Genomic DNA, 11668 nt, shown 5'->3' with positions numbered 1-11668 from the left:
GCAGACGTGACGAACTGCCGCAGACCCGCGGGACTCTAGGCGGCCGAGGCGTGGCAGGGCATCATGGACCCATGACCGCTGACGCCAGTGCCGCCCTCGACCCGGACGCAGCGGTCTCCGTGCGCGACCTGCGCAAGGCCTACGGGTCGCTCACCGCCCTCCAGGGGGTCAGCTTCGACATTGCGCGCGGTGAGACTTTCGCGCTCCTCGGGCCGAACGGAGCAGGCAAGAGCACGACGATCGAGATACTCGAGGGCTACCGCGACCGCACCGGCGGGAGCGCCCAGGTGCTCGGCCTCGACCCTCACCGCGGCGGCGTCGCGTGGAAGGCCCGCCTCGGCATCGTGCTCCAGTCGAGCGGCGAGTCGGGAGATGTGACCGTGCGCGAGCAGTTGACGCATTTCGCCGGCCTCTACCCGCATCCGCGCGATGTCGACGAGGTGATCGCCGCGGTCGGACTCACGGAGAAGGCGAAGACGCGCATCAAGAACCTCTCCGGCGGCCAGCGCAGGCGAGTCGATGTCGCGCTCGGTTTCGTCGGTCGGCCCGAGATGCTGTTCCTCGACGAACCGACGACGGGCTTCGACCCGGAGGCGCGGCGCGAGTTCTGGGAGCTCATCCGGAGCCTGAAGCGGGAGGGGACGACCATCCTGCTCACCACCCACTACCTCGATGAGGCTGCGCAGCTCAGCGACCGGGTCGCCGTGATCGCGAATGGTCAGCTCGTCGACATCGGCGCGGTCGACGAGATCGGAGGGTCGGCTGCACGCGTCCCGATCGTGCGCTGGCGGGATGCGAACGGCGAGCAGCACGAGGAGCGGACGGAGCAGCCGGCATCGGTCGTGGCGGCGCTCGTCGCCCGCACCGGCGAGCCGCGCGATCTCGAAGTCATCCGTCCGAGCCTGGAGGACATCTACCTCGAACTCGTCAAGGATGCTGAGGTCGCCGCATGAGAACCCTCGTTCTGGGCGCCAGGCGCGTCGGCTACGAGACGCGCGTGTACTTCCGGCAGGGCGACACGATCTTCTTCACGTTCCTCTTCCCTGTCGTGATGCTCGGGATCTTCTCGGTCGCGTTCCAGGGGCTCGGCAATGTCGGCGAGAACCCGGATGGATCGGGCGGGATCACCCAGGCCGCCTACTACCTTCCCGCCATGATCGCCGCGGGCATCCTGCTGAGCGGGGTGCAGAACCTCGCCGTGGACATCGCCGGCGAGAAGGGTGACGGAACCCTCAAGCGGCTCGGCGGGTCTCCCCTCCCGGTGATCTCCTATTTCATCGGCAAGATGGGCCAGGTGCTGGCCACGAGCGTGCTGCAGATCGCGCTGCTGCTGGTGATGGCGAGATTCGCATTCAACGTGGCACTGCCGACCGATCCGGCGAAATGGCTCACGTTCGTATGGGTGTACCTGCTGGGGATCATCACGTGTGCGGTACTCGGGATCGCGCTGTCGTCCCTTCCGCGGTCGGGTGGCAGTGCGACGGCCGTGATCATCCCGATCGTGCTCGTGCTGCAGTTCATCTCGGGCGTCTACCTGGCGTTCAACCTGCTGCCGACCTGGTTGCAGAACATCGCGAGCATCTTTCCCCTGAAATGGATCGCGCAGGGGATGCGGAGCGTTTTCCTTCCCGACAACTTCGAAGCGATCGAGCCGAGCGGCAGCTGGCAGCACGGCTGGACCGCCATCGTGCTGCTGATCTGGCTGGTCGTCGGCATCATCGCGTGCCGGATGACGTTCCGCTGGATCCGCAAAGACACCTAGGCGGCCGTCAGCTCTTCTTCAGCTCTTCTTCAGCTCCTCGGCGAGCATCACGATGATGCCGCTCGGGCCTCGGACATAGCTGAGCTTGTAGATGTCCTCGTATGTCGCCACTCCGCGAAGCGGATGGCATCCGTGCCGAGCGGCGATCTCGAGGGCTTCGTCGATGTCGTCGACCGAGAAGGCGACGCGATGCATCCCGATCTCGTTGGGACGGGTGGGCTCCGTCTCGATCGCATCGGGATGGATGTACTCGAAGAGTTCGATGCGCCCCTGACCGTCCGGCGTCTGGAGCATCGCGATCTTGGCGTGATTTCCATCGAGGCCCACAGCAGTGTCGGTCCACTCGCCGCTGACCGTGTCACGGCCCATGACCGTGAGGCCGAGGTCGGTGAAAAAGGAGATCGTTGCTTCGAGGTCGCGAACAGCGATGCCGACGTTCTCAAGTTTGATGGCCATACGTTGGATGTTATCGAGCCGGGCCGATCAGCTCGCTCAGGCGTTGTCCTTGCGGAACGTTCGCGTGCCGATCCAGAGCCCGGCGGCGAAGAGCACCAGCGTCCAGAGCACACCCCACAAGGTCGTGAGCGTCGCGATGTCGCCCTTGAACGCCTCGCGGATCGCATTGACGATGTACTTGATCGGCATCAAATTGCTGACGGTGACCAGCCACTGCGGTGCACCCGTCTCCAGGCTGATCGGCAGCAGGATGCCCGAGAGCAGCAGCACCGGAAGCGCGATGCTGTTGAGCACGGGCGCGAGCACATCCTCGCTCTTCGTCGAGAGCGCGAGCGCGTTCGACGACGCCGAGCATGCGCCGCCGAGCAGCATCGTGAGGATGAGACCGAAGATCATTCCGGGGATCGAGCCGGTGAGGCCGAACAGGAACGCGAGCGCGATCAGCAGGATGCCCTGCACCGTGAGCAGCACGATGTCGCGAGCCACCCGGCCGAGCAGGAGGGCCGTGCGGCTCGCGGGGGTGACCCGTTCGGCCTCGACGACTCCCTCGCGCCATTCGGAGATCAGGCCGAAACCGGCGAACAGCGCGCCGAACAGGCCGAGCTGTACGAGAAGGCCGGGCACGAAGAACGTGTAGGCGTTGACGTTGCCGATCTGTGCTGCGAGCGGAACCAGCAGTGGCCCGAAGAGTGCCAGGTAAAGCACCGGCTGGGCGAGCCCGATGATCACCCAGGCCGGATTGCGCAGGGCCAGCCGCATCTGGCGGCGGAAGATGATCCAGGTCTGTCGTGCGAAGGTCATGGGGGAATTCCTTGTCGAAGGGATGCTCGTGCGCGTCGTGCTCAGGCTGGACATGATCAGGCCTCTTCCCGAAGCGAGCGGCCGGTCATGGTGAGGAAGACATCGTCGAGCGTCGGTCGTCGCACCTCGATCGAGGCGAGGGCCACGCCCGCTGCGTCGAGCGAGCGCAGCAGCGCCGGAAGCTCGCCGCCCGCGCTCGGCACCCGCACGCTGACGACGAGACCGTTGACGTCCGTCGCCGCGTCGCTGGTGATGCGCGCGAGCTGGGCCGCAGCGGTCGACACATGCGTCTCGTCGTGCAACACCAGCTCGATCAGATCGCCCGCGACCTGGCGCTTGAGCGCATCCGGAGTGTCGGCGGCGACGATCGACCCGTGGTCGATGACGAGGATGCGGTCGCAGAGCGCGTCGGCCTCGTCGAGATAGTGGGTCGTCAGGAAGACCGTGCTCCCCCGCTGGGTGCGCAGGTTGGAGATGTGCACCCACAGGTTGGCGCGCGCCTGCGGGTCGAGCCCGGTCGTCGGCTCGTCGAGGAAGACGAGCTTCGGGTCGTGCACGAGCCCCATCGCGATGTCGAGGCGGCGGCGCTGCCCGCCGGACATCGTCTTCGGCTGCCGCTTCCACATCCCTTCGAGGTCGAGCTGGTCGAAGAGTTCCTTGCCCCGCGTCTCCGCCTGGGTGGCGCTGATGCCGTAGAGGAGGCCGTGGTCGACGATCTCCTCACCGGCGCGCGCCTCCCCGGCAGTCGAGCCGCTCTGCGAGACGTAGCCGATGCTCTTTCGTACCTTGATCGGGTCTTTGGCGAGGTCGTATCCGGCTACCGTCGCCGTGCCCGTAGTGGGTTTGAGCAGCGTGGTCAGCATGCGGAGCGTCGTGGTCTTGCCCGCGCCGTTGGGGCCGAGGAAGCCGACGATCTCTCCCTCTTCGACGTCGATGTCGACGCCTGCGACGGCCTGGACGGCGACGCGTTCGCGTCCCCGCTTGGTGTCGAATGTTCGTGCGAGTCCTCTGGCGTGGATCACCGTGGCTCCTTGGTCAGGTCGAAAAGGTGGGGTTGTTGCCGTGTGGGGTGTTTCGTGGGGTTCTTCCGCGGGTCAACTTCGCGATATATCGCGTTGACGACAACTCACGATATATCGCAAGTGGATTCGCGCGCAACCCTAGAAAACCACATGCCTCGGACACTGTGGAGAACAAGCGGAAACTCGACTAGATGTACTGCCCAGGCAGGTTGGTTAACCGGGTGATCGGTGGGACCTTGCCGATGGCGGTGTGGGGCCTGTGGTGATTGTAGTTGTGCAGCCAGGCTGGGAGGGCTGCCCTGCGGGCTGATTCCGAGTGGTAGTGGCGGCTGAACGCCCAGCCGTCGGCGAGGGTGCGGTGGAAGCGCTCGATTTTCCCGTTCGTCTGCGGGCGGTAGGGTCGGGTTTTCTTGACCTTGATGCCGAGGTCGGCGCAGGCGTCTCGCCAGGCGTGCGACTTGTAGGCGGACCCGTTGTCGGAGAGCACCCGTTCGACGGTGACGCCGCGGGCCGCGAACCAGGACACGGCCCGACGGAGGACGCCGATCGCCGTGGCTGCGGTCTCGTCGTCGTGGATCTCGGCATAGGCGACCCGGGAGTTGTCGTCGATGACGGTGTGCACGAACGCGGTCCCGACCAAGGGTTGGAACCGTTTGTTGCGCGGCTTCCCTGGGGTGGCGGCCCGGTTGCGGTCACCTTGCTGCCGGCCGACGAACCGCCAGCCGCCGCCGTCCGGGATGTTTCCGAGCTTCTTCACGTCGACGTGGATCAGCGCACCCGGCTTCTCGTGCTCGTAACGACGGACCGGCTCGCCGGTTCTGACATCGACATGGTGCAACCGGTTGAGCCGACACCGGGTGAGCACCGCGTGAACCGTTGAGGCGGGCATCCCGAGCTGCGCGCCGATGCCAACCGGGCCGAGCCGTTGCTTCCACCGCAAATGCACGATCTTCCGCACCATCGGTTGCGGTGTCCGGTTCGGGGACCGGTGCGGGCGCGAGGACCGATCGGCCATCCCGTCGCGGCCCATCGCCGCATACCGGTTAGCCCACCGTTTCGCGGTCGGCCACGACACATGGAAAAACGTGGCTGCGTGCGCGACCGGCCACCCTTCCTCAACGATCAGACGCGCGATCCGGGCGCGTTGGACTGGGGTGAGGGCTGCATTAGCGTGGGACACGAGGGCCTCCCGGTTCGAAGTGGTTGTCTAAGCAGCTCCACTCTCACCCGGAGGCCCTCGTCACATCCGGAAACGACTACAGCGAGTCGTCACACATCAACCAACGTCCCCGGGCAGTACAACTAGAGCGAGAAGCCGACCAGGATCGGCTCGGCGTGGAGGATCACGCCGAACTCCGCCTGCACACGCCCCTGCACATACGACGCGAGCTGCACGATCTCGTCTGCACTCGCATCCCCGCGGTTCGTCAGTGCCAGCGTGTGCTTGTCCGAGATCGCCGCCCGCGAACCGGGGAGCGCGAAGCCGCGGCGGATGCCCGCCTGCTCGATCAGCCACGCCGCGCTCAGCTTGACCTCGTACGGCCCTTCGGCCAGCGCAGGCACGTCCTCCGGATGCACACCCCCGGCACCGAGAGCACGCACCACATCGGGCTCGGCCGGTTCGACCGGCCATCGCGGGGCGGCCGCCGGGAGGGACCGGGCGAAGTTCTCCGACACGATCGGGTTGGTGAAGAACGATCCGGCGCTCACGGAGTCGGGATCGTCGGGGTCGAGCACCATCCCCTTGGATGCGCGCAATGCGATCACGGCGCGACGCAGCTCTGCGACGGAGACCCGGGATCCGAGCGCGACCCCGAGTGCATCGGCAAGTTGTGCGTAGGCGATCGGCTCGCTGAGCGGAGCACCCATCGGTTCGTTCGCATCCGTGAGCTCGAGCTCGACCGCGAGCACGACCCCGGCGAGGCCCCGTTTCAACTCGGACGTGCGATAGCCCAATCCGAGTTCCGACCTCGACATCCGGCGCACCTCGCCTGTCGCGTAGTCGAGGAAGTCGATCGCGATGAGGCTCGACGAGAGCTCCTGCCCGTACGCGCCGATGTTCTGGAACGGCGCTGCCCCCGTGGAACCCGGGATGCCAGAGAGAGCCTCGATGCCCGACCAGCCGTTGCGTACCGCGTGGGCGACCACGTCATCCCACGGCTCGCCCGCCTCGACCCGGATGCGCACCCGGCCGGCCGGAGCATCCAGACGCTCGATCCCCCGGATCGTGACCCGGATGACGGTGCCCCGAAAGCCGTCGTCGCTCGCGACCGTGTTCGAGCCGCCGCCGAGAAGCAGCCAGTCGTCGCCCTCGGCCCAGACGCCGAGCGCCGTGGCGACGAGCTCGTCGCGAGTCGCAGGCTCCACGAGCCGCTCGGGCACGCCGCCGACCCTCATGGTCGTGAGGGAGGAGAGTGCGGGGATGGCGGATGCCGCGGAAGCGTCGGACATGTCAGGCGAGCGAGACCCGGACCTGCGCCTTGCCGAGCACGGTCTCGCCGTTGAACGTGACGGTGAGGTCGATGCGTGCGACGTGAGCGTCGGCGTCGAGCTGGCCGACCTTGGCGACGATCGTCACAGCCGCTCCCTCTGCGCGGTCGACGACGACCGGCCGGGTGAATCGCACCTGGTAGTCGACGATCCGCGCGGGATCGCCGGCCCAGTCGACGACCGACTGCACAGCGGCGCCCATGGTGAGCATCCCGTGGGCGATCACGCCCGGGAGGCCGACAGCGGTGGCGACGTCGTCGCGGTAATGGATGGGGTTGAAATCACCGGACGCGCCGGCGTAGCGCACCAGCGAATCCCTCGTGAAATGGATGTCGCGCTCGGCGACGACATCGCCGACGGTGAGGGCGTCGAACTGCCTGGCCATTACTCGTCCCCCCTGACGACGAGGGTCGAGATCGCCGTGACGACGTGCTCGCCCTGCGCATCCGTGATGACCGATTCTGCGGTGACCATGGAGTGGGCGCCCAGCGACTTCACGCTCGAGACCGTGAGCGTCGCGGTGAGTTCGTCGCCTGCGACGACCGGACGGGTGTACGTGAAACGCTGGTCGCCGTGGACGACGCGGCTGAAGTCGATTCCCGCATCCGGTTCGGCGAGGAGCTGGGCGAGCGTCGACTCCTGGACGACGACCGGGAAGGTCGGTGGCGCGACCAGGTCGGCGTGGCCTGCGGCTCGAGCAGCCTCGACGTCGAAGTTGAGCGGACTGGTGGCGAGCACGGCGCGGGCGAACTCGCGGATCTTCTCCCGCCCGACGAGATACGGGCTGGTCGCGGGGAAGACGCGCCCCTGCAGTTCTGGGTTCACTGGCACCGGTCCATTCTACGGATGCGGCCAGTTTGGGCCGCCGCGTGCACACGTTCTGAACTCGTGCATGCGTTGCAATGGGGGCACGAGTTCAGAACCTGTGCACAGGGCGGATGCGACGAACCCCGGCGAGGCCTCCTGGCCTGCCGGGGTTCGTGCAGTTCTTCAACTGCAGTCAGTTGCGAAGCGTGCCTACTGGCAGCTGTCGCACTGCAGAAGATCCATGGGGTCGACGGGAACTGCGTAGCCGCCAACTGTGTCGCTTTCGTATTCCATGATGGCCTCCCCTTGAAGTCTGTTTGGACCGCTTGTTGCGGTGTCTGCCCACTATATAACGTGAATGACACCTTTGTCATTCCACTACATGTAGTGTTTTGAACTTTTTTTGAACTATTTCCAGAATAGGAGGAACCACCGACATTTCGAGCGCGAAAAACAACGGATGGGACCGAGGATTCGCACCACCGCTCCGAGAATCAGATGATCTCCATCGCTTCCTCGCTATCGCTCGGGAGCGAGGCCAACAGCATCCCCATCGTCTCCTGCCCCAGCAGCCGGTACGAATCGAACCGCTCCCACTTGAAGACCTGGTAGATCGTCGAGTGGTATGGGAAGGCACGATCTTCGAGCTGATACTGCTTGAGAGCGCTGGAGTGCTTGGCGGTGACGCCCAGCCTCACGACATGGATGATGCCCGTCGAGCCATCCGCGTAGCGGACCGAGCCCGACGCGAAGACCGAGGTCGGCCTGCCTTTCGAGTCCCGCTCAGCGAACTCGTCGAGATTGAAGTCGACGTGGCAGTCGAGTTCCGAGTGGGCGAGGCGAATCGCCTTGGCGAGGGCGGCGCACAGTCCGCGAGGATCCGCCGAGGCATCGACCGCCCAGACGACAGCACACTGGCGGCGAAGCAGCTCGAAGATACCGAGATTCTCGAAGTGTCCACCGTCGCTGGCGTAGATGAGAGGGTACTTCACGGAGTGCCTGCCGAAGAGCTCCCACACGAGTTGATCGATGCCAACGCCGAAGTGCTTCTCTTGATGTGCTTCGACCTTAGCCCGCGCGTCCTCCGAGAGCGGATTGGGCAACCAGACCCCGAGACGGATGTTGAAAGCGGTGAGCAACGGCCGCAGGCTGGGCATCGTCGTTCGCCCCATTGCAGGTGAGACCGCCGCCCCCGCGATCGCGATCGCGCTGCTCAGCCCGAGCATGGGACGGGGTGCCACGATGCCGTAGCCGGGTCGGGGCGAACGCATCTGTTCGAGATTTCGAGTAGAGATAATCGCGCCGGGCTTCGTTGGAATTGAAACGGTCGAGCCGCCCAGCATGAGTGGCAGGACATTCGAACCGGCTGCCGACGAGCCGACGTCGGTGACGTTCGCGGCAGCACAGATGATCAGTTCCGGAAAGCGAACGGGACTTCCCTCGGGCAGAAGCGAGCTGAGGGCCACCTCGTCCGCTCGGGGCATCGCTTCGACCTCACCTGCAGCGTTGCGCCGCACGGCGAAGCAGCGTGCGATCAAAGCGCGATACGGACGATGCGGGGAGATCAGTCCGGGTACCGGACTCACAATGACGGCAGCCAGCAGCACTCCGAAGAACACGATGAATGCGGTGATGGACGTTGCGATGTCGGCCGTCTCATCGGTGCCCTGGATCAAGAGGTGAAACACCCACAGACCCACCCAGCTGATCAGAGCGACCCCGATCACCCACGGAATGCTCCGAGCCACTATGAACGACACGATCCGAGCCGGGACCCGCACGAAGACAAGAGGTACGGCAAGAAGGTTTAGAAGGATGGCGAACAGGAGAATCGCGCCGACAGCGACGATGATCGGAATCCCGTTCTCGATCAACCACTGCGGAGAGCTGAGGAACGGGGTGGCGTCGAGCCTGTCCGTGAGGGACGGAATGGCTAGAAACGTCACCGAAATGGCGAGGAGGCTGAGGGCGAGTATTCCGATGCCCAGCAGCGTACGGACGGTCCTGCTTGACTCCTTCGGTGGCCGCATCCGGGCTATCCGCAGGCTGGCGATCAGCCCGACAACCCCCAGAATGCCGACTGCCCATTGAGCCAGGGGCGATGATTCGAGCCACTCGGGCGCAAACCCCGACAGTCGTCGTGCCCAGGCCCCGAGAAACCCCAGGTCGCCGATCGTCATGGTCGCGACCCAGGAAGTGAGAACCGCCAGCGTCACGAGGCCGGCTGCGAAGAGCACGACTATTCTGAGGACGACCAACCAGCCGCCCTGATCGATCAGGTATCGGCTGTGCGCGAGGAGATATCGGATCGCCGATTCGGAGACAGGGCTGGCCCCTTCAGGAAGATCGGTTCCCCCGGCGTTCGTCCCGTCGGCGTAAGTGGCGCGGTTTCCTGCGTTCAGAAGGGTGATCGTGCCCGCGATGTAAGACCCGCCAGAGACAGCCGAGATCCAATCGGCGGATTTCTCACCCCGCAAAATTCCCCGCTGAGCGTGCAACTCCTCGACAGCGCCGAGACCGAAGGATGCTGCTCTGACGCCTCCGCCGGAGAGCGCGACTCCCACAGTCGGTCGTAGGTTCCCCATTCGCGCCCCCAACTCTGGCCTGGGCGCACCATAGCGCAGATCACGAGGGCGGGCAATCGACGGGTTCCCGTACCGTGGCCGACAAGCCGCGTCAGCGTGTCGCGAGCATCCGCAGCTGCAGCATAGCCGCGAACCGCGCTTCAGGGTCGGCGAGGTCGAGCCCGCTCACCTCGGTGATCCGTCGCAGCCGGTACCGGAACGTGTTCGGATGCACGTAGAGCAACGCCGACGCCGCCCCGACCTCCCCGAAGCAGTCGAGCCATGCCTGCAGCGTGAGCACCAGGCTGGAGTCGGTGCGCTCGTCGTATTCGATCAGGCGCGCGATCGGGCCTCCCGGCTCATCCCCGCGGGCCGCGACGAGGTCGCGCAGCTCGAGCAGCAGCGATTCCGTCTGCACGTCGACCAGACGCGCGACGCGGCCGGTCACCTGACTGTCGCGCAGCACCCGGAGCACACGGTCGACGGTCGCACGCGAGTGGGCGATGCCGGTGACTCCGGAGGCGGCCGGTCCGATCGCGAGCACGGAGGGCATCCGCGAGCCGACACGGTCGAGGAAGTCCTGTGCGATGCGGGCGGCACGATCTTCTGCGGCGTCGCCTTCGCCGGGCGCCGCGAAGATCCCGTACGCCACGTCGCCGACAAGGGCCACGGCAGACCCCGGACGCACGGCGGACAGGTGCACCGCGAGCGCATCCGCGAAATGCTGGCGCTCACCGAGGAGAAGCTGGTCGGCGCGCACGGATCGCTCGCGCTGCGCGTCGAGGAGAAGGGATGCGCCGATCACGCCGACACGCTGGCCGCCGAGTCCGAGCCGCTCGAGGGCATCCCGCGAACCCGCGCCGCCCTCGAGTGCCGTCCCCACGAGTTCGGTGCTCAGCCTGCGCTGTACGTCGGCGCCGGCTCGTACCCGCAGCATGTGCAGGGCGACCAGTTTGGCGGCATCCCGAAGAGCTGCTGTGCGTTCGTCGGTCAGGGGGCCGTCCATCGCCGCCCAGACCGATCCGAGCACCTCGTCGCCGGCGCGCACCGCGAGGGCGATGCGCTGGGTGGTCAGACCCTCGTAGCCGATCTGGATGGGGTCGACGATCACCGGTTTGTCGTGGCGGTACAGGTCGCGGAACACGCCGCGCTCGGTGAGCACCCGCGAGTACCGCTCCGGAACCTGGCGGCCGATGATCGTCTCTGCCCGCGACGCATCCGCTTCTTCCTGTCGCCCGGAGAAGGCGAGCACGCGCGACGAGCGGTCCTCGATCGTCACGGGCGCGTCGAGCAGTGCGGCGATCGCGTTGGAGACGGCGAAGAGGTCGCCGGAGGGCAGTCCGCCGAGCGATTCGTGTTCGGCGTCGCCGATGTCGCCTTCGGCCAGGAGCGAGCGCAGGAGGGCCGCCAGCTGCGTCCAGGTCGCCCCGCGGGCGAGCCCCATGACGGCGACGCCCGAGCTGTCGATCGCTGCGCGCACGCCGTCGGTCAGTTCGACCGGTGCGCGGACGATGAGTGCCACGACGCCGCGCGTGCCGAGCTCGGTCACCAGGGCGGCGAGTTCGGCCGGATCCGCGATCCCGACGCCGAGCACGAGTGCCCGCTCAGGATAGACAGGCTCCTCGACGGGGTCGTGGATGACGACACCGCCGATATCGTGGGTCACCTCGACGTCACCGTGCACGAGTTCGAGCAGCGTCACGCCGAGGTCGTCGAGGATGCGCCCCAGGCTCGATCGGGGGCGCAGGTTCATGTGCGGGAGCATA

General features: G+C 66.3%; 11 protein-coding genes. 2 read left to right on the top strand and 9 right to left on the bottom strand.

Annotated elements, in window-relative coordinates:
• Positions 1–71 precede the first annotated feature (71 nt).
• Entirely contained in the window at positions 72–953 is an 882-nt protein-coding gene (locus AAYO93_RS03275; protein WP_345763588.1) for an ABC transporter ATP-binding protein, read from the top strand.
• Entirely contained in the window at positions 950–1762 is an 813-nt protein-coding gene (locus AAYO93_RS03270; protein ID WP_345763587.1) for an ABC transporter permease, read from the top strand. The genes AAYO93_RS03275 and AAYO93_RS03270 overlap by 4 nt, the downstream gene beginning before the upstream one ends.
• An 18-nt stretch (positions 1763–1780) precedes the next feature.
• Here the strand turns inward: AAYO93_RS03270 and AAYO93_RS03265 are convergent, their stop codons facing one another.
• From AAYO93_RS03265 to AAYO93_RS03225, 9 genes are all read right to left on the bottom strand, one after another.
• Complete coding sequence (locus AAYO93_RS03265) at positions 1781–2218, bottom strand: VOC family protein (protein WP_345763586.1); 438 nt, start codon at positions 2216–2218, stop codon at positions 1781–1783.
• Between the two features lie 36 nt (positions 2219–2254).
• On the bottom strand, positions 2255–3019 hold the full coding sequence (locus AAYO93_RS03260) for an ABC transporter permease (RefSeq protein WP_345763585.1): 765 nt from the start codon (positions 3017–3019) through the stop codon (positions 2255–2257).
• Between the two features lie 56 nt (positions 3020–3075).
• Positions 3076–4041: an ATP-binding cassette domain-containing protein gene (locus AAYO93_RS03255; protein WP_345763584.1), complete on the bottom strand. Its 966-nt coding sequence runs from the start codon at positions 4039–4041 to the stop codon at positions 3076–3078.
• A 187-nt stretch (positions 4042–4228) separates the two neighbouring features.
• Positions 4229–5221: an IS481 family transposase gene (locus tag AAYO93_RS03250; protein WP_345763583.1), complete on the bottom strand. Its 993-nt coding sequence runs from the start codon at positions 5219–5221 to the stop codon at positions 4229–4231.
• 122 nt (positions 5222–5343) lie between these two features.
• Entirely contained in the window at positions 5344–6492 is a 1149-nt protein-coding gene (locus AAYO93_RS03245) for a UDP-N-acetylmuramate dehydrogenase (RefSeq protein WP_345763582.1), read from the bottom strand.
• 1 nt (position 6493) lies between these two features.
• A complete protein-coding gene (locus AAYO93_RS03240) occupies positions 6494–6916 on the bottom strand; it encodes a MaoC family dehydratase (protein WP_345763581.1) in 423 nt (140 codons plus the stop codon).
• A complete protein-coding gene (locus AAYO93_RS03235; protein ID WP_345763580.1) occupies positions 6916–7362 on the bottom strand; it encodes a MaoC family dehydratase N-terminal domain-containing protein in 447 nt (148 codons plus the stop codon). Before AAYO93_RS03235 ends, AAYO93_RS03240 begins: the two co-directional genes overlap by 1 nt.
• A 470-nt stretch (positions 7363–7832) precedes the next feature.
• Positions 7833–9923, bottom strand: coding sequence for a hypothetical protein (locus AAYO93_RS03230; protein ID WP_345763579.1), 2091 nt, complete (start codon positions 9921–9923; stop codon positions 7833–7835).
• 91 nt (positions 9924–10014) lie between these two features.
• Positions 10015–11655 carry a PucR family transcriptional regulator gene (locus AAYO93_RS03225; RefSeq protein ID WP_345763578.1) on the bottom strand — a complete coding sequence of 547 codons (1641 nt, stop codon included), beginning with the start codon at positions 11653–11655 and terminating at the stop codon, positions 10015–10017.
• Between the last annotated feature and the right edge of the window lie 13 nt (positions 11656–11668).

Source organism: Diaminobutyricibacter sp. McL0608, assembly GCF_039613825.1.
GTDB lineage: Bacteria > Actinomycetota > Actinomycetes > Actinomycetales > Microbacteriaceae > Diaminobutyricibacter.
This window is presented reverse-complemented; position numbering and strand designations above follow the sequence as displayed.

What these genes read in the sequence shown, in the direction of transcription:
- AAYO93_RS03275 (WP_345763588.1), top strand. Translation starts at nt 72, where the DNA reads ATGACCGCTGACGCCAGTGCCGCCCTCGACCCGGACGCAGCGGTCTCC.
- AAYO93_RS03245 (WP_345763582.1), bottom strand. Translation starts at nt 6,492, where the DNA reads ATGTCCGACGCTTCCGCGGCATCCGCCATCCCCGCACTCTCCTCCCTC.
- AAYO93_RS03270 (WP_345763587.1), top strand. Translation starts at nt 950, where the DNA reads ATGAGAACCCTCGTTCTGGGCGCCAGGCGCGTCGGCTACGAGACGCGC.
- AAYO93_RS03265 (WP_345763586.1), bottom strand. Translation starts at nt 2,218, where the DNA reads ATGGCCATCAAACTTGAGAACGTCGGCATCGCTGTTCGCGACCTCGAA.
- AAYO93_RS03240 (WP_345763581.1), bottom strand. Translation starts at nt 6,916, where the DNA reads ATGGCCAGGCAGTTCGACGCCCTCACCGTCGGCGATGTCGTCGCCGAG.
- AAYO93_RS03230 (WP_345763579.1), bottom strand. Translation starts at nt 9,923, where the DNA reads ATGGGGAACCTACGACCGACTGTGGGAGTCGCGCTCTCCGGCGGAGGC.
- AAYO93_RS03225 (WP_345763578.1), bottom strand. Translation starts at nt 11,655, where the DNA reads ATGAACCTGCGCCCCCGATCGAGCCTGGGGCGCATCCTCGACGACCTC.
- AAYO93_RS03260 (WP_345763585.1), bottom strand. Translation starts at nt 3,019, where the DNA reads ATGACCTTCGCACGACAGACCTGGATCATCTTCCGCCGCCAGATGCGG.